The following is an 18,494-nucleotide window of genomic DNA, read 5'->3' as shown; positions in this document are numbered from 1 at the left end:
TACGGATCCGGAAGAAATTACCCGGAAATCAACTGCTGGACAGGCTTCCGACCTTCCCAATTTTGATACATATTTGCACCTAGACCCGTTCCTTCATTGCGCGTCTAATATCGCCGGAACAACCTGACAGCACGAAAGGTGCGCTGGTGACAGGCTTCAAGCTGACCTCGCCCCGCTGGCGCGCCATCGGCATCGTCCTTGTCCTTCTCCTGGTCATTTTCGCTGCCTGGCGATGGAGCGCCTCCCGCGAAGGCGGCGCGGGCGGGCGGCACCGCGGCGCGGGCCAGCCGATCACCGTCGGCGTCGCCCATGTCGGGCGGATCGACATGCCGATCCGGCTGGCGGCGATCGGCACCGTCCAGCCGCTGACCACCGCCACGGTGCGCACCCAGATCGCCGGCACGCTGTTCAGCCTGCACTTCACCGAGGGGCAGATGGTGGCGAAAGGGCAGCTGATCGCCCAGATCGACCCGCGCCCCTACAAGCTCGCGCTCGCCCAGGCGCGCGCCAACCTTGCCCGCGACCTTGCCCAGCGCGACATGGCGGCTACCGATCTCAAGCGCTACCAGGGGCTGCTTGCCCAGGATTCGATCGCGCGCCAGCAAGTCGAGACCCAGGCGGCGACGCTCAAGCAGCTCGACGGCACCATCGGCGCCGACCGCGCGGCGATCGGCACGGCCGCACTCAACCTCGCCTATACTTCGATCCGCGCGCCGGTGAGCGGGCGGATCGGCCTGCGCCAGGTGGATATCGGCAACTACGTGACGCCGTCGGACACCACCGGGCTCGCGGTGATCACCCAGATCGATCCGATCGACGTGACCTTCTCCCTGCCGCAGAACCAGATCGCGACGCTGCAGGCGCGGCTGGCGAGCGGCGGCGACATGCCGGTCAGCGCCACCGATTCCACGGGTGCCTCCACGCTCGCCCAGGGCCGCTTCCTGACGCTGGACAACCAGATCGACCCGACCAGCGGCACGGTGAAGGCCAAGGCACGCTTCGGCAACGGGGGCGGCGCGCTCTTCCCCAGCCAGTTCGTCAACGTCTCCGCCGAGATCGGCACCGTGCGCCAGGGGTTGGCCGTGCCCGTCAACTCGGTACGGCACGGCGCGAACGGCGATTTCGTCTTCGTCATCCAGCCGGATCGCACCGTGAAGCTGACGCTGGTCAAGCTGGGGCCGAGCGACGGCACCAACATCATCGTGGCAAGCGGGCTCCCGCAGGGCGCGGCGGTGGTGACGGACGGCGCCGATACCCTGGATGACGGCGCCCGCGTCTCGCTGCCGGGCAAGCAGGGCGGCGGGGGCGGCAACGGCCAGCCCCATGGCGCGCACAAGCACCGGCAGCACGGCGCGGACCAGTGAGCGCGGACGAACAGCCCGGCCCAGTCGAGCGGGCGGGCCCCTGGCACGTCTTCATCCTGCGGCCGGTGGCGACCACCCTTTTGGCAGTGGCCGTGCTGCTCGCCGGGCTGGTCGCCTATCGCGTGCTGCCGCTGTCGGCGCTGCCCGAAGTCGACTATCCGACGATCGAGGTGCGCACCCTCTATCCCGGCGCCAGTCCGGACGTGATGGCGCTCACCGTCACCAGTCCGCTCGAGCGCCAGTTCGGCCAGATGGCGGGGCTCGCGCGGATGTCGTCGCAATCCTCCGCCGGCGCCTCGGTGATCACGCTCCAGTTCAAGCTCGACCTGTCGCTCGACGTGGCCGAGCAGGAAGTGCAGGCGGCGATCAACGCGGCGGGCACGCTGCTTCCGTCGGACCTCCCCGCCCCGCCCATCTATGCCAAGGTCAATCCCGCCGACGCGCCGATCGTGACGTTGGGCCTCACCTCGCGCACGCGCACCCTGGCCCAGATCGAGGACCTGGCCGACCAGCGCCTGGCCGCCAAGATCGCCCAGATGAGCGGTGTCGGCCTGGTCACGCTTTCGGGCGGCCAGCGGCCGGCGGTGCGCATCCAGGCCAATGTGCAGGCGCTGGCGTCGTTCGGGCTCTCGACGGAGACGCTGCGCGCCGCGATCACCGCCGCGAACGCCAATGCCGCCAAGGGCAGCTTCGACGGCCCCACCCGCTCCTGGTCGATCGACGGAAACGACCAGCTCGGCACCGCGCAGGAATATCGCGACCTGATCGTCGCCTGGCGCAACAATGCCCCGGTCAGGCTGAGCGACGTGGCGAACGTAGTCGATTCGACCGAGAATGTGCGCCTGGCCGCCTGGATGAACCGCACGCCGGCCGTGATCGTCGACGTCCAGCGCCAGCCCGGCGCCAATGTGATCGCCACGGTGGATGCGATCAAGGCGACGCTCCCCGCGCTCGAGGCGCAACTTCCGCCCGACGTGCACGTGACCCTGCTCACCGATCGCACCGCCGGCATCCGCGCCTCGGTGGCGGACGTGCAGATGGAACTCGCCTTCGCGGTCGTGCTCGTCACGCTGGCGATGTTCCTGTTCCTGGGCAGCCCGCGCGCCACCTTCGTCGCCAGCCTCGCCGTGCCGCTCTCGCTCGTCGGCGCCTTTGCCGCGATGTACCAGCTCGGCTATTCGATCAACAACCTGACGCTGATGGCGATGACGATCGCCGCGGGCTTCGTCGTCGACGACGCGATCGTCGTCATCGAGAACATCCAGCGCCATATCGAGGAAGGCGACACGCCGCTCCAGGCCGCGCTCAAGGGATCGGGCGAGATCGGCTTCACCATCGTATCGCTCACCGTCAGCCTGATCGCGGCGCTGGTGCCGCTGCTGTTCATGGGGGACGTGGTCGGCCGGCTCTTCCGAGAATTCGCGGTGACGCTGTCGGTCACGATCGTGATATCGGCCGGCGTCGCGCTCACGCTGGTGCCGATGCTCTCGGGCCGCTGGCTGCGACGCGAATCGGAGGAACACCTGATCGCCCCGGTCCGCTGGTCGCTCGACGCGTTCGACCGGGTGGCGCACGGCTATGCCCAGGGCCTGGCCTGGGTGCTCGAGCGCCAGCGGCTGGTGCTGCTGCTGTTCGCCGGCACGCTGGCGCTCACCGCGCTGCTCGCCTTCGCCATTCCCAAGGGACTGTTCCCCGAACAGGATACCGGGCAGCTCCAGGCAGTAGTGGTGGGCCCGCAGGAAGCCTCGTTCGCGCGGATGCAGGCGATCCAGACCCAGGTGGCCGACGCGGTGCTGCGCGATCCGGATGTGGACAGCCTGAGCGGCAATGTCGGCGTGGACGGCGTCAACCCCTCGCTCAACCAGGGGCGGATGCTGATCAATCTCAAGCCGCAGTCCGAGCGCGGCAGCCAGGCCGCGCTGCTGGACCGGCTGGCGGAGCGCGCCCACGGCATTCCCGGCGTCCAGGTCTATTTCCGCCCGGTCCAGGACCTCACCATCGATTCGGAGGGCGGGCCGACGCGCTACCGCTTCGCGCTCCAGGGCGCGAACCAGGCGCAGGTGAACCAATGGGCACAGCGGCTGACCGCCGCGCTGCGCCGCGAGCCGGCGCTCGCCAATGTCACGTCCGACGTGCTCGACCAGGGCCGGGCCGTGACGGTGACGATCGACCGCGAGAGCGCCGGGCGGCTGGGCATCAGCGCCGCGACGATCGACAGCGCGCTCTACGACGCGTTCGGCCAGCGCATCGTCTCAACGATCTTCACCGCTGCCAGCCAGTATCGCGTGATCCTGGAGAGCCAGCCGGGCATGCTCACCTCGCCGGACGCGCTGAACAGCCTCTATGTCCCCACCTCGAGCGGCACCTCGGTCCCGCTCGGCACGGTGGCGCGCTTCGACAAGGGAACCGCGCCGCTGCTCATCACCCGCGTCGGCCAGTTCCCCGCCGCGACGATCGGCTTCGATCCGGCGCCGGGCGTCTCGCTGGGCGCCGCAGTGGACGCCGTCGCGCGGGTGGAGGCCAGGATCGGCGTGCCCGCCTCGCTCGACACCCATTTCCAGGGCGCGGCCGAGGCGTTCCGCAGCTCGCTCGGCAACGAGTTCTGGCTGATCCTCGCCGCGGTGGTGATCGTCTATATCGTGCTGGGCGTGCTCTATGAGAGCTTCATCCACCCGCTCACCATCCTCTCCACCCTGCCCGCCGCCGCGGTGGGGGCGCTGCTCGCGCTGATCCTGTCGGGCGAAGGGCTGGGCGTGATCGGGATCATCGGCATCGTGCTGCTGATCGGCATCGTCAAGAAGAACGCGATCATGATGATCGACTTCGCGATCCGCGCCCAGCGCGAGGAAGGGATGGAGGCCGATGCCGCGATCCGCCAGGCGGCCCGGCTGCGCTTCCGCCCGATCCTGATGACCACTTTCGCCGCCCTGTTCGCCGCGCTGCCGATGATCTTCGGATCGGGCATGGGCTCCGAGCTGCGCCAGCCGCTCGGCCTCGCCATCGCGGGCGGGCTGATCGTCAGCCAGTTGCTCACCCTGTTCACCACGCCGGTGATCTTCCTGGCATTCGAGCGGCTGGGCACCCGCTTCGGCCGGGCCGCGCCGTCCCCGGAGGCACCGGCGGCGGCATGAACCTCTCCGCCCCCTTCATCCGCCGGCCGGTCGGCACGCTGCTGCTGACGCTGGGGCTGATGCTGGCCGGCGTGGCGGCCACGCTCTCGATCCCGGTATCCCCCCTGCCGCAGATCGACCTGCCGACGATCAGCGTCACCGCCACGCTGAACGGCGCCAGCCCGTCGAACATGGCCTCCAGCGTCGCCGCTCCGCTGGAGAAGCGGCTGGGCACGATCGCCGGCGTGACGCAGATGACCTCCGCCTCGTCCACCGGATCGACGCGGATCACGCTCCAGTTCGACCTCGGCCGCGACATCGACGGCGCGGCGCGCGACGTGCAGGCGGCGATCAACGCAGCGCGTGCCGACCTGCCCGCGACGCTGCGCACCAACCCCACCTATCGCAAGGTCAATCCCGCCGACGCGCCGATCATGATCCTGGCGCTCACTTCCGACCGGCGCAGCCCGGCCGAGATCTTCGACACGGTCTCGGCGATCGTGCAGCAGCGCCTGCTCCAGGTGGAGGGCGTGGGCGATGTCGAGCTGGGCGGCGCGGCGCTCCCCTCTGTGCGGGTCGACGTCAATCCACTCGCGGTGGCGCGCTACGGCATCCCGCTCGAGGACGTGCGCGCCGCCCTGTCGGCCAGCGCCGCCAACCGCCCGCGCGGCCTGATCGAGGGATCGGGCCTGGCCTGGCAGATCTATGCCGACACGCCGGGCGTGCGCGCCGAGGATTTCCGCGACCTGCCCATCGCCAGCCGCAACGGGACGCTGGTGCGCCTCCAGGACATCGCCAATGTCCATGACGGGCCCGAGGACGTGCGCACCATGGGCCTGTTCAACGGCCAGCGCGCGGTGATGGTGGTGATCACACGCCAGCCGGGCGCCAACATCGTCGCGACGGTGAACGCCGTGAAGGCGGCCCTGCCCCGGCTCCAGGCGTCGATCCCCGCCGATGTGAAGCTGCATCTGGCCAGCGATCGCACCACCACGATCCGCGCCTCGCTGCGCGAAGTGGAGATCACCTTGCTGATCGCCACGCTGCTGGTGGTGGGCGTGGTGAGCCTGTTCCTGCGCTCGCTGCGCGCCACGCTGGTGCCCGCCATGGCGGTGCTCACCTCGCTGCTCGGCACGGTGGCGGTGATCTACATGCTGGGCTTCTCCCTGAACAACCTCTCGCTGATGGCACTCACCGTGGCGACCGGCTTCGTCGTCGACGACGCCATCGTCGTCGTGGAGAACATCGCCCGCCATATCGAACGCGGGATGAAGCCGGTACAGGCCGCGCTCACCGGCGCGCGCGAAGTCGGCTTCACCGTGCTCTCGATCTCGGCGAGCCTGATCGCGGTGTTCATCCCGCTGCTGTTCATGGGCGGCGTGGTCGGGCGGCTGTTCCGCGAGTTCGCGGTGACCATGTCCGTGGCGGTCGCGATCAGCCTGGTGATCTCGCTCACCGCCACGCCGATGCTCGCCGCCTTGCTGCTGCGCGGCGAGGAGCGCACGCCGCGCTTCGCGCAATGGTTCGAGCGGGGCTTCGAGCAGGTGCGCACGCGCTACGCCCACGGGCTTGAGCGCGCCCTGGCGCATCGCGGCATCACGCTGGCGCTGCTCGCCGCGACGGTGGCGCTCAACGTGGCGCTGATCGTCCAGGCGCCCAAGGGCCTGTTCCCCGAACAGGACACGGGCTCGCTGATGGGCGGCGTGCATGTCGACCAGAGCATGTCCTTCTCCGCCGTGCAGTCCCGGCTCGTCCAGATCGTCGGCATGGTGAAGCGCGATCCGGCGGTGGCCGATGTCGTGGCCTTTACCGGCGGATCGCGCACGGGCGGCGCGTTCCTGTTCATCATGTTGAAGCAGGGCAAGCGCGATCCCGCCCGCACCGTGATCAACCGGCTGCGTCCCGAGCTGGGTCGCATCACCGGCGTCACCGCCTTCCTCAACCCGGTGCAGGACCTGCAGACCGGCGGGCGCAGCGCCAACAGCAGCTACCAATATACGCTGCAGGCGAACGACCCCGTCACGCTGCGGGCGGCCGGCACCAAGCTGGTGGAACTGATGAAGCGCGAGCCCCAGACCTTCACCGATGTCGATATCGACCAGCAGGACGGCGGCTCCGAGACCTATCTCACGGTCGACCGCGTCGCCGCGGCACGGCTGGGGATCACCAACCAGGCGATCGACAACGCCCTGTACGATGCCTTTGGCCAGCGCCAGGCGGTGACGCTCTATTCGGGGCTCAACCAATATCATGTCGTGCTGGGCGTCGCGCCCGAGTTCAGCACCTCGCCCGAGGCATTGAACGGCACCTATGTACCTGCCGGAACAGGCAGCACGGCGGCGGCCGGCTCCGCGCCGGTATCCACCACCGGCGCCGGCCGCGACGCCTCGACCGGCAATGCAGTGAACACCACCCCCGCAACCATCGTGCCGATCTCCACGATCGCGCATTGGCAGAATAATTCGACGCCGGCAGTGGTGAACCATCAGGGCGGCGAGCCTTCGGCCACCGTGTCGTTCAACCTGCCCAACGGCGTCACGCTCGGCCAGGCGGCGGAGCGGCTCATCGCCATCCAGCGCGGCGCCGGGCTGCCCGCCACCGTGCATGGCGGCTTCGCGGGCAATGCCCAGCTGCTCCAGCAGTCGATGGGATCGATGCCGCTGCTGATCCTCGCCGCGCTGGTCGCCATCTATCTGGTGCTCGGCATCCTCTACGAGAGCGCGATCCACCCGATCACCATCCTCTCGACCATTCCCTCGGCGGGCGTCGGCGCGGTCGTGGCGCTGATGCTGGCGGGGATGCAGCTCGACGTGATCGGGCTGATCGCGATCATCCTGCTGATCGGCATCGTCAAGAAGAACGCGATCCTGATCATCGACTTCGCGCTCGACGCCGAGCGCGGCCGCGGCCTCGCGCCCGTCGACGCGATCCGCGAGGCGGCGCTGCAGCGCTTCCGCCCGATCGTGATGACCACGCTCGCGGCGGCGCTCGGCGCGCTGCCGCTGGCAATCGGCTTCGGCGAAGGCGCGGAGCTGCGCCAGCCGCTGGGCGTCGCGATCGTGGGCGGGCTGGTCGCCGCGCAATTCCTGACCCTGTTCACCACGCCGGTGGTGTTCCTCGCCCTCGACCGGTTCCGCCGGCGCAGCCCGCACGAGCGGCTGCTCGCGCGCCATGGCCCGGACGAACCCGGACTGGAGCCCGCATGACCCGAACCCGCCCCCTGCTCGCCATGCCCGCGCTTGCCGCGGCGCTGCTCTCCGGGTGCAACCTGGCACCGCCCTATGCACGGCCGAGCATCGCCACCGTCCCGGCCAGCTTCAAGGAAGCGCCGGGGTGGCGCCCCGCCACCCCTGCGGATGCCATGGCCAAGGGCGAATGGTGGACGATGTTCGGCGATCCCGTGCTCGACGATCTCGAGCGCCGGGTGATCGTCTCCAACCAGAATCTCGCGGCGGCCAAGGCCACCTATGACGCGGCTCGGGCACTGGTGCGCGAGCAGCGCGCAGCCGCGCTCCCCACGGTCAGCCTGCAGACCAACGCGAACGCCAGCGGACCGCTGGCGGCGAACAGCAGCATCAAGCCCGCCGGCTCGATCCAGCTCGGGCTGCAGGCCAGCTGGGAGCCGGACCTCTGGGGCAAGATCGGCAACACCGTGTCGCAGGCGCGGGCACAGGCGCAGGCGAGCGCGGCCGACCTCGCCAATGCCACGCTCTCGGCCCAGGCCGAGCTGGCGCTCGACTATGTCCAGCTGCGGGGCATCGAGGCGCAGAAGGCGGCGCTCGACGCCACGGTGGTGGATTATGAGCGCGCGCTGACCATCACCACCAATCTCTACAATGCCGGGGTATCGGCGCGCGCCGACGTGCTGCAGGCGGAGACCGCCCTGCGCAACGCACGCGGCGATGCCGCCGACCTGGTGCGCCAACGCGCGCTGCTCGAGCATGCGATCGCGGTGCTGGTGGGGGAAAACCCGTCGAGCTTCTCGATCGCGCCGGCCGCGGCCTGGAACCGCGCGGTGCCCGAAGTCCCCGCCATCCTGCCCGCCGCGCTGCTCGAGCGCCGGCCCGACATCGCCTCGGCCGAGCGCGGCGTGGCCGCGGCCAATGCCAATATCGGCGTCCAGCGCGCCGCCTTCTTTCCCACGATCGGGCTCACCGGCCAGATCGGGCAGCAATCCTCGGCGCTGGGAGCGTTGTTCGGAGTGGCGAGCAGTGCGTGGTCGCTGGGGCTCACCGGTGCGCTGACCTTGCTCGATTTCGGCGCGCGCACGGCCAAAGTGGACCAGGCGCGCGCGCAATATGCCCAGACGGTGGCGAGCTATCGCCAGGCCGTGCTCACTGCCTTCCAGCAGGTGGAGGACCAGCTCGCTGCCGTTCGCGTGCTGGACATCGTCGCGACCGAACGCGCGGCCGCCGCCACTGCCGCCAATGCGGCCGAGCGGATCGCGCGCAACCAATATGGCGCGGGCACGGTCGCCTATTCGAGCGTGATCGTTGCGCAGAACACTGCGCTGGCGGCACGCAACACGGATATCCTGGCCGTGGTCAACCGGCAGGTCGCCGCCATTTCGCTGGTCCAAGCGATCGGCGGCGGCTGGCATGCGCCCGACCCGGGCGTGCCGCTGCCGCGATGACCGCACCCTCGCCGGCGGGGCAAGGGTGCGGGCCACGACCTATCGGCGCTTGACCACGCGCTGCTCGACCACCTGATCGAGCGTCCAGCGGATCGAAGACGCATCCGCCGGCGGATTGGCGATCTTCTCCTCGATGATCCGGATACGATATTCGATCCCGGGCTGCGGCTCGAAGCCGACGATGCCGCCATAATGGAGCTGCCAGGGATCGCTTTCCTTCGTGCGCACCTGGAGGCAGGTCATCGGCGCGACGCCGGTGCAGGGCCTGGTCTCGGCCGAGACGTAGATGAACTTGCGCAGCGCGTTCGCGGCCGGCTTGTGCGCGGCGCGATAGGTCAGGGTGGCGCCCCGCGCGGTTCGCAGGACCAGGCGATCGCCGTCGATCCGGTAGGAGCGCACCGCCGCGAGACTGGCGACATAGGCGCGCTCGGTCGCCATTGCCTGCTCGGGGCAGGCCATGAGCGTGCTCGCGAACTGGCCCTTGCCGTCGCCGAGCCGGATCGTCCGGCCCTTCACCCGATAGGCGCCGCCGGCGCGATTGCATCCAGTGTCCGCGGAGAAGCTGTGGCGGCCGGCGTCGAAATCGAGCCGGAGCGGCTTGCCCTCCGGAAGCCTCCGGCCGCTCCACTCCACCAGATCCCAGTGATGCGCGGCCAGGGCGGCGGTGTCCGCCCGTTGCGGCGCGGGCGCCGCCGTTGCGGCGGTGGCGCCTGCCGAGACCAGGGCAAGGAGGCCAATCGCGGCCCGATGCGAGAAAATCATTTCAAACTCCCGTTGATACTGGCGGCGCCTGTGAACGCGGCGGAATGAACGAGACGTGTCCCCGCCGTTGCCGGCCAGAAAGGCAGGCCGCGCCGGCGGGGCGTGACGGCGCGATCCTATGCCGGGCCAGCACGATTGACGAGAGCCCCCGGCTTCCCAATGATCGGAATGGTTCGGACACATCGATCGACGATGGCCGCAGGATGGGCGCGGTTCCGGCAATGCCGGCGCGCGGAGAGGATGATGGCAGGCGTGACGACGGACGAGACACCGGTCTTTCCCGACAGCTTCAACATGGCCGACTATTTCGTGTTCGCGAACATAGCCGCCGGGCGCGGATCGAAGACCGCCCTGCTGTTCGAGGACCAGGCGATCACCTATGACGAAGTGGCCGCCAGGGTGACGCAGGTCGCCGATCGGCTCCTCGCATCGGGCCTGCTGCCCGAGCAGCGCGTGCTGCTCTGCATGCGCGACTGCCCCGAATTCGTCTATGCCTGGTTCGGCGCGCTCAAGGCCGGCGCGGTGGTCACGCAGATCAACCCCATGCTGCCGACCGCCGACTATTCCTATTATCTCGGCTATGTGAAGCCGCAATTCGCCTTTATCGACGAGACCAGCCTGGAGGCGTTCCAGGCGGCACGCGCGCAGGCCCGCCACTGCCGGGATCCGAACGCGGTGATCCTGGTCGGCGAGGCGCCCGGCCTCCCCGGCTTCGATGCCTGGATCGCCGCACCCGTGCCGGCCGCCCCGCCGCCCTGGCCGACGCGCAAGGACGATCCGGCGGTATGGCTCTTCACCAGCGGCACCACCGGGCAGAGCAAGGGCGCCGTCCATTGCCATTTCCACTTCGCCTACAACACCGAAGTCTATGCCCGGCGCTTCATCGGCATGACGAAGGACGACATCACCCTGTCGGGTCCGCGGCTCTATTTCGGCTATGCGACGGGCACCAACCTGATGTTCCCCTTCGCCATGGGCGCGACCGCGATCCTGTTCCGCGAGCAGCCGACCCCGGACAACCTCTTCGCACTGGTCGAGCGCCACCGCCCCACCGTGCTCACCAACGTGCCCACGCTGATCAACAAGATGCTCGAGGCGGAGGGCCGCGCGCCGGACCTGTCGAGCATCCGGATGATGTGGAGCGCCGGCGAGGCATTGCCGCGCGAGCTCCACGAGCGCTGGAACGCCCGTTTCGGCGTGCCGATCATCGACGGGATCGGCAGCGCCGAGAGCTTCCACATCTATATCAGCAACCACCCCGGCGACATCCGCCCGGGCAGCCTCGGCAAGCTGGTGCCGGGCTATGAGGCCGATCTGCTCGACGACAGCGGCATGCCGATCGCCGGCGGCGAGATCGGCGTGCTGCGCATCCGCGGCGATTCCGCGGCACTCTATTATCATGGCGACTATGCCAAGTCGAAGCGCCACCTGGGCGGCGGCGCGATCGTCAGCGGCGATCTCTTCCGGCGCGATCCCGAAGGCTATTGGTATTATGAGGGCCGCGGCGACGACATGATCAAGAGCGGCGGCATCTATGTCAGCCCGCTCGAAGTGGAGGGATGCCTGAGCGAGCATCCCGCCGTGCTCGAATGCTGCGTGTTCGGCCGTGCCGATGCCAATGGCCTGGAGAAACCGGTGGTGGTGGTCGTGCCGCGGGAAGATGCCCCGGCGAGCGAGGCGCTGCAGGCCGATCTGCTCGGCTTTGCGCGGGCGCGCCTTGCGCATTACAAGGTGCCGCACCGCGTCTTCTTCTCGCCCGATCCCCTCCCCCGGAACGATCGCGACAAGATGGACCGCAAGAAGCTGCGGGAGACTTGGCGATGATGCTCGGCGACCAGCCCTGGACCCGGGTGCGGGCCGCGCTGCAAAGCGGCGTGCCGGTGGTGGCGATCCTGCCGCTCGGCGCGGTGGAGGCCCATGGACCGCATCTGCCGCTGTGCACCGACGTGATCATCTCCGAAGGCATGGCGCGGCGCGCGGCCGCGCTGCTCGAAGGGCAAGCCATGCACGCCTTCGTGCTGCCCGCCCTCGCTTATGCCCCCGCCCATTATGCCGCCGAATTCCCCGGCACCATCTCGATCGGCGAGGCCACGGCGCGGGCGGCGATCCTCGATATCGCCGCGAGCCTGAAGGCACAGGGTTTCGCCTGTCTGGCGCTGGCGAACAGCCATTTCGACCCGGCCAATGTCGCGATGCTGCGGGGGCTGGCCGCCGAAGTCGCGGCGCTAGGGCTTCCCCTGGCCTATCCCGATTTCACCCGGCGCGCGCTGGCGGCGGAGCTGACCGAGGAGTTCGTGTCGGGTGCCTGCCATGCCGGCCAGTTCGAGACCAGCCTGGTCCTCGCCGATCGGCCCGACCTGGTGGACGAGCCGGCACGCGCGGCGCTCGCCGACAATCCGGCCAGCCTGGTCACCGCCTTCGCCGCGGGCGCCACCACCTTCACCGAAGCCGGCGGGGCCCAAGCCTATTTCGGCTATCCGGCCCGCGCAACCGCGCGCGAAGGCGCGGAGACTTCCGCGATCATGGCCGAGGCGATCGCGCGCGCCGTGCGCGCGGCGATCTAGCGGCACTTCGCAAGACCTTCGGTCGCGCGCCGCGACGGGTTCGTCGCAGCCAGATTGCCGCATACCTGCCCCGGCAGCATGTCGTTCGCCGTCCGGGCCTTAGCAAAGGCTGCTGCAACCCTTCGGGGGCTAAGACCCCGCCATCCGGAGGAGTCTTTGTGCCCAACCCGGACAAGGGCGGCGCTGCGTTTGGTTCCGCGGCGCCGCCCGACCCGGCCGTCCCGTCATTCGAACTCGAGGATCGCGGCATCCACGGCCAGGCTGTCGCCAGGTCCGAAATTCGCCGCCTTCACCACTCCCGCCCGCTCGGCGCGCAGGATGTTCTCCATCTTCATCGCCTCCACCACGGCAAGCGGCTGGCCGGCCTCCACCTTGTCGCCGGGTGCGACATGGAGCCGCGTGAGCAGGCCGGGCATCGGCGCTAGCAGGAACCTGCTCATGTCCGGCGGGATCTTCTCGATCATATGGTGCCGATATTGCGCGATATGCGGGGGATGGACCTCGACGAGATGCGAAGCGCCATGCGCCGTCAGCTTCCAGGCCGCGCCCCTGCGATCGACCGCGACGCTGAGCGCCGCGCCGTCGATTTCGGCATCCAGCTGGATATCGCCGAGCCGCCAGTCGCTGTCGAACGCCACTTCCACGCCGTCGAGGAAAAGCCGGCCGGCATCGGCCGAGATCGCGAAACGCTCGCCGTCGATCGTCACCACCCGCTCGCCCGGGATCGGCTGGTGCGCCGCGAGCTGGCCGGAGATGCAGGCCGCCCGCTCGGCGCGCTGCAAGTCGATCGCCGCGGCGATCACCGCCAGCCTGCGCTTCAGCACGTCCGACGCGGGCGCACCATGGAAGCCCTCGGGATATTCCTCCGCGATGAACCCGGTGGTGATCGCTCCCGAGCGGAAGCGCGGATGCTGCATCAGCGCCGAGAGGAAATCGATATTGTGGCCGATCCCGTCGATCCGGAACCGATCGAGCGCCGCCACCTGCAGATCCGCCGCCTCGTCGCGCGTCTCGCCCCAGGTGATCAGCTTGGCGATCATCGGATCATAGAACATCGAGATCTCGCTGCCCTCGGTCACGCCGTCATCGACCCGGACATAGCCATGGTCGCCATGGGTGCCCGGAGCGCCATAGGGCGTCTCCGCGCTCGCCGGCGGGCGATAGCGCACCAGCCGGCCGGTGGAGGGCAGGAAGCCGCGATAGGGGTCCTCGGCATAGACGCGATTCTCGATCGCCCAGCCGGTGAGCTTCACGTCTTCCTGGGCGAAGGCCAGCTTCTCGCCGGCCGCGACGCGGATCATCTGCTCGACCAGGTCGATACCGGTCACCGCCTCGGTCACCGGATGCTCCACCTGGAGGCGCGTGTTCATCTCGAGGAAGTAGAAGCCCGCACCGCTCTTGTCGGCGCCCGAGACGATCAGCTCGACCGTACCGGCGCTGAAATAGCCCACGGCACGCGCCAGCGCGACTGCCTGTTCGCCCATCGCCTTGCGCATCTCGGGGGAGACGAAGGGCGACGGCGCTTCCTCGACCACTTTCTGGTGGCGGCGCTGGATCGAGCATTCGCGCTCGCCCAGATAGACGATATTGCCATGCTGATCGCCCAGCACCTGGATCTCGATGTGGCGCGGGCTCTCGATGAATTTCTCGATGAACACCCGATCGTCGCCGAAGCTCGCCAGGCCCTCGCGCTTGGTCGCCTCGAAGCCTTCGCGCACATCGGTCTCGCTCCAGGCCAGCCGCATGCCCTTGCCGCCGCCCCCGGCCGAGGCCTTCATCATCACCGGATAGCCGATCTCGTTCGAGATGCGCACGGCATGCTCGGTATCCTCGATCACCCCGACAAAGCCCGGCACGACGTTCACGCCCGCCGCCTTGGCGAGCTTCTTGGATTCGATCTTGTCTCCCATCGCCGCAATGGCCTTGGGAGGAGGCCCGACAAAGGCGATCCCCGCCTCGGCGCAGGCCTTGGCGAAGCTCTCGCGCTCCGAGAGGAACCCATAGCCCGGATGGATGCAGTCGGCCCCGGTCTCCCTGGCGGCGAGCAGGATCAACTCGGCCTTGAGATAGGACTCCGCCGCCGGCGCCGGCCCGAGCCGCACCGCCTCGTCCGCCATCAGCACGTGCGGCGCACGGGCATCGGCATCCGAATAGACCGCCACGGTGGCGATCCCCATCTTCTTGGCGGTGCGCATCACGCGGCACGCGATCTCGCCGCGATTGGCGACCAGGATCTTCTTGAACATCAGCGTAGCATCTTCCGAAGAGTGAGGGCAGTGACGAGCAGGTACAAACCGAAGCTCACCCATCCCAGGACCATCGTGAACGTATCGAACCACAGGTGAACCGGGTGACCCGCGCGCGCGAAAAAGGCCGTGCTGACAACGCCGGCCCCGAACCATATCGCCACGGTGAGCACTGCCCACGCGGCGGCCAGGCCGATCACCAGCAGGAGCGCACGGCCAGACTTCACTCCGCCGCCTCCAGCTCCACCTTCACCTCGGCCTGCATCGGCTTCACGCCCAGCCGGGCGAACAGCGCCGCATCCTTGTCGTCGCCGGCATTGCCCGCAGTCAGCAGCTTGTCGCCGGTGAAGATCGAGTTGGCGCCGGCCAGGAAACACAATGCCTGGGTCGCGTCGCTCATGCTCTCGCGGCCCGCGCTCAGCCGCACCATGCTCTCCGGCATGGTGATCCGCGCCACCGCGATGGTCCGGACGAACTCGATGTCGTCGATCTGCGCCAGCGGCGTATCCGCCAGCATGTTGCCCAGCACCGTGCCCTTGATCGGCACCAGCGCGTTGACCGGCACGCTGCCCGGGTGCACCGGCAATGTCGCCAGCGCATGGATGAAGCCGACGCGGTCCGGCCGCGTCTCGCCCATGCCGACGATGCCGCCGCAGCAGACGTTGATCCCCGCCTCGCGGACATGCTCGAGCGTGTCGAGCCGGTCCTCGAAGCTGCGCGTGGTGATCACCTCGGCATAGCGCTCGGGCGAAGTGTCGATATTGTGGTTGTAGTAATCGAGCCCCGCATCGGCGAGCATCCGCGCCTGCTTCTCGCTCAGCATGCCCAGCGTCATGCAGGTCTCCATGCCCATGGCACGCACGCCCTGCACCATCTCGACGATGGCGGGCATGTCGCGATCCTTGGGATTGCGCCAGGCGGCCCCCATGCAGAAGCGTGACGAGCCATGGTCCCTGGCCTGGGCCGCGGCCTGGAGCACCTGGCGCACGTCCATCAGCTTGGTCGCCTTCAGCCCGGTCTCGGCCGAGACCGACTGGCTGCAATAGCCGCAATCCTCCGGGCAGCCGCCGGTCTTGATGCTGAGCAGCGTGGAGAGCTGGACCTCGTTCGGCTCGTGGTGCCGACGGTGAACGGTCTGCGCCTGGAACACCAGTTCCGTAAAGGGCAAGTCGAACAGCGCCGCGATCTCTTCGCGGGTCCAGTCGGTACGCACGATGGTCATTCAGCGGCTTCCTCTATCGGGGGCATGTTGTGGCCGAGGAGCCTCAGCACCTCTTCGGCGGCTTTGACAAGGTTGGTGCCCGGCCCGAAGATCGCCTGCACGCCCGCCTCGCGGAGGAATTCATAATCCTGCGCCGGGATCACCCCGCCGGCGACCACCTTGATATCCGCCCTGCCCGCATCCTGGAGTTCGCGGATCAGTTCGGGGATCAGCGTCTTGTGCCCGGCGGCGAGGCTGGAGGCGCCGACCACGTCGACATCGCTTTCGATCGCCAGCGCGGCGGCTTCCCGCGGGGTCTGGAACAGCGGGCCCGGAACCACTTCGAAGCCCAGGTCGCCGAATGCCGACGAAACGAGATTGGCGCCGCGATCATGCCCGTCCTGCCCCATCTTGGCGACCAGCATGCGCGGCTTGCGGCCCAGGCGGCGCCCGGTGGCATCCACGCCGTCCTTGAGCCGCGCCCAGACCGCGTCGTCGGCATAGGCGCCGCCATAGACGCCCTGCACCGGGTTGGGCTGGGTGGCGTAGCGGCCGAAGCCCGCTTCCATCGCCGCGCTGATCTCGCCCAGCGTGCCACGCGCCCGCGCCGCTTCGACGGCAAGCTCGAGCAGGTTCCCGCTGGTCCGGGCGCCCTGTTGCAGCGCGAACAGCGCCTTCTGGCAGGCCGCTTCGTCACGCGACGCCTTCACCCGCTTGATCCGCGCGATCTGCGCCTCGCGCACGGCATGATTGTCGACATCGAGGATGTCGATCGGCTCTTCCTCGGCCTTGCGATATTTGTTGACGCCGACGATCACCTGCTCGCCGCGATCGATCCGCGCTGCGGTGGCCGCCGCCGCCTCCTCGATCATCGCCTTGGGCCAGCCCGCCGCCACGGCCTTGGCCATGCCGCCCTCGGCCTCCACCCGCTCGATGATCTCCCAGGCCTTGTCGACCAACTCCTGCGTCAGGCTCTCGATATAATAGCTGCCGCCCAGCGGATCGACGACGTTGCACATGCCGGTCTCCTCCTGGATGACCAGCTGGGTGTTGCGCGCGATGCGGGCGGAGAAGTCGGTCGGCAGCGCGATCGCTTCGTCGAGCGCGTTGGTGTGCAGGCTCTGCGTGCCGCCCAGCATGGCCGCCATCGCCTCGATCGTCGTGCGGATGACATTGTTGTACGGGTCCTGCTCGGTCAGCGACACGCCGCTGGTCTGGCAGTGCGTACGCAGCATCTTCGAGCGCTCGTCCTGCGCGCCCAGCTTCGTCATCACTCGATGCCAGAGCACGCGGGCGGCCCGCAATTTCGACACTTCCATGAAGAAGTTCATGCCGATTGCGAAGAAGAAGCTCAGGCGCCCCGCGAACTTGTCGATGTCCAGGCCGCTGGCGACTCCGTATTTCACATATTCCATGCCGTCGGCGATGGTGAAGGCCAGCTCCTGCACCTGCGTCGCCCCGGCTTCCTGCATATGATAGCCGGAAATGGAAATGCTGTTGAATTTCGGCATGTTCGCGCTGGTATATGCGAAGATATCCGAAATGATCCGCATGCTCGGTTCAGGCGGGTAGATATAGGTGTTGCGGACCATGAACTCCTTGAGGATGTCGTTCTGGATGGTCCCGTCGAGCAGGCTCTTGTCGACGCCCTGCTCCTCGCCCGCGACGATGAAGAAGGCGAGCACCGGGATCACCGCGCCGTTCATCGTCATGCTGACCGACATCTTGTCGAGCGGAATGCCGTCGAACAGGATCTTCATGTCTTCGACGCTGTCGATCGCCACGCCGGCCTTGCCGACATCGCCGGTGACGCGCGGATGGTCGCTGTCATAGCCGCGGTGGGTGGCGAGATCGAAGGCGACGCTCAGCCCCTTCTGCCCGGCTGCCAGGTTGCGGCGGTAGAAGGCATTGGATTCCTCCGCGGTGGAGAAACCGGCATATTGGCGGATCGTCCAGGGCCGCCCGGCATACATCGAAGCACGCACGCCGCGGGTGAACGGCGCGAAACCGGGCAGGCCGGGATCGAGATGCGCGGTGTCTTCCGCCGTGTAGAGCGGCTTGACCTCGATCCCCTCGGGCGTGTGCCAAGTCAGGTCGCGCCCCTTCACTTCCTTCGAAGCAAGGGCTTCCCAGTCCTTAGCGCTCGCCACGGGGCGTCTCCATGATCTCGGTCAGCACCCCGCCCATGTCCTTCGGATGGACGAAGAAGATCGGCGTGCCGTGCGCGCCGATGCGCGGCTCGCCGAGCACCTTGGCGCCCTTGGCCTCGAACCAGGCCCTGGCTTCGTGGATGTCGGGCACTTCGTAGCACAGGTGATGCTGCCCGCCCGCCGGGTTCTTCGCCAGGAAGCCGTGGATCGGCGAGCTTTCGCCCAGCGGCTCGATCAACTCGATCTGGCTGTTCGGCGTGTCGACGAAGCAGACCTTCACCCCCTGCGCCGGCAGGTCGAAGGGTTCGCGGATCACCTGTGCGCCCATCACCTCGCGGTAAAAGGCGATCGACGCTTCGATCGAGGGCGTCGCGATGCCGACATGGTTGAGGCGGCCGAGTTTCATTGTACCTCCGTCATCCCGGCGAAAGCCGGGATCTCGTGCCACATACCGCTCGCCAGCT

12 protein-coding genes are annotated in these 18,494 nt (G+C 68.5%); 6 read left to right on the top strand and 6 right to left on the bottom strand.

What is annotated here, in order from left to right; translation table 11 throughout:
- Positions 1–146: 146 nt before the first annotated feature.
- From CAP40_RS10785 to CAP40_RS10770, 4 genes are read left to right on the top strand one after another with little or no spacing between them, the layout of a single operon-like run.
- Positions 147–1,364 carry an efflux RND transporter periplasmic adaptor subunit gene (locus CAP40_RS10785; RefSeq protein WP_086129533.1) on the top strand — a complete coding sequence of 406 codons (1,218 nt, stop codon included), beginning with the start codon at positions 147–149 and terminating at the stop codon, positions 1,362–1,364.
- Positions 1,361–4,495: an efflux RND transporter permease subunit gene (locus CAP40_RS10780; protein WP_086129532.1), complete on the top strand. Its 3,135-nt coding sequence runs from the start codon at positions 1,361–1,363 to the stop codon at positions 4,493–4,495. Before CAP40_RS10785 ends, CAP40_RS10780 begins: the two co-directional genes overlap by 4 nt.
- Entirely contained in the window at positions 4,492–7,680 is a 3,189-nt protein-coding gene (locus tag CAP40_RS10775; RefSeq protein WP_086129531.1) for an efflux RND transporter permease subunit, read from the top strand. The genes CAP40_RS10780 and CAP40_RS10775 overlap by 4 nt, the downstream gene beginning before the upstream one ends.
- The gene (locus tag CAP40_RS10770) at positions 7,677–9,107 is read left to right on the top strand and encodes an efflux transporter outer membrane subunit (RefSeq protein WP_086129530.1); all 1,431 of its coding nucleotides are present in this window, start codon (positions 7,677–7,679) and stop codon (positions 9,105–9,107) included. Before CAP40_RS10775 ends, CAP40_RS10770 begins: the two co-directional genes overlap by 4 nt.
- Positions 9,108–9,146: 39 nt before the next feature.
- Here the strand turns inward: CAP40_RS10770 and CAP40_RS10765 are convergent, their stop codons facing one another.
- Positions 9,147–9,869, bottom strand: a complete 723-nt coding sequence (locus CAP40_RS10765; RefSeq protein ID WP_086129529.1) for an META and DUF4377 domain-containing protein — start codon at positions 9,867–9,869, stop codon at positions 9,147–9,149.
- A 243-nt stretch (positions 9,870–10,112) separates the two neighbouring features.
- On the opposite strand from CAP40_RS10765, the gene CAP40_RS10760 reads away from it, so the two are divergent.
- Both CAP40_RS10760 and CAP40_RS10755 read left to right on the top strand, forming a co-directional pair.
- Entirely contained in the window at positions 10,113–11,693 is a 1,581-nt protein-coding gene (locus CAP40_RS10760) for a benzoate-CoA ligase family protein (protein ID WP_086130059.1), read from the top strand.
- Positions 11,690–12,433: a creatininase family protein gene (locus tag CAP40_RS10755; RefSeq protein ID WP_218822143.1), complete on the top strand. Its 744-nt coding sequence runs from the start codon at positions 11,690–11,692 to the stop codon at positions 12,431–12,433. Before CAP40_RS10760 ends, CAP40_RS10755 begins: the two co-directional genes overlap by 4 nt.
- Positions 12,434–12,657: 224 nt before the next feature.
- Here CAP40_RS10755 and CAP40_RS10750 read toward each other — a convergent pair whose 3' ends face one another.
- From CAP40_RS10750 to mce, 5 genes are read right to left on the bottom strand one after another with little or no spacing between them, the layout of a single operon-like run.
- Positions 12,658–14,679, bottom strand: coding sequence for an acetyl/propionyl/methylcrotonyl-CoA carboxylase subunit alpha (locus CAP40_RS10750; RefSeq protein ID WP_086129528.1), 2,022 nt, complete (start codon positions 14,677–14,679; stop codon positions 12,658–12,660).
- Complete coding sequence (locus CAP40_RS10745) at positions 14,679–14,906, bottom strand: hypothetical protein (RefSeq protein WP_086129527.1); 228 nt, start codon at positions 14,904–14,906, stop codon at positions 14,679–14,681. The genes CAP40_RS10750 and CAP40_RS10745 overlap by 1 nt, the downstream gene beginning before the upstream one ends.
- Positions 14,903–15,901 (bottom strand): biotin synthase BioB, encoded by a 999-nt coding sequence (gene bioB / locus CAP40_RS10740; protein WP_086129526.1) that lies wholly within the window; start codon positions 15,899–15,901, stop codon positions 14,903–14,905. Before bioB ends, CAP40_RS10745 begins: the two co-directional genes overlap by 4 nt.
- Positions 15,898–18,030, bottom strand: a complete 2,133-nt coding sequence (gene scpA, locus CAP40_RS10735; RefSeq protein WP_086129525.1) for a methylmalonyl-CoA mutase — start codon at positions 18,028–18,030, stop codon at positions 15,898–15,900. Before scpA ends, bioB begins: the two co-directional genes overlap by 4 nt.
- Positions 18,017–18,436, bottom strand: coding sequence for a methylmalonyl-CoA epimerase (gene mce, locus CAP40_RS10730; protein ID WP_086129524.1), 420 nt, complete (start codon positions 18,434–18,436; stop codon positions 18,017–18,019). Before mce ends, scpA begins: the two co-directional genes overlap by 14 nt.
- Positions 18,437–18,494: the final 58 nt, after the last annotated feature.

The organism is Sphingomonas sp. IBVSS2 (assembly GCF_002127225.1).
Classification (GTDB): Bacteria; Pseudomonadota; Alphaproteobacteria; order Sphingomonadales; family Sphingomonadaceae; genus Sphingomonas.
This window is presented reverse-complemented; position numbering and strand designations above follow the sequence as displayed.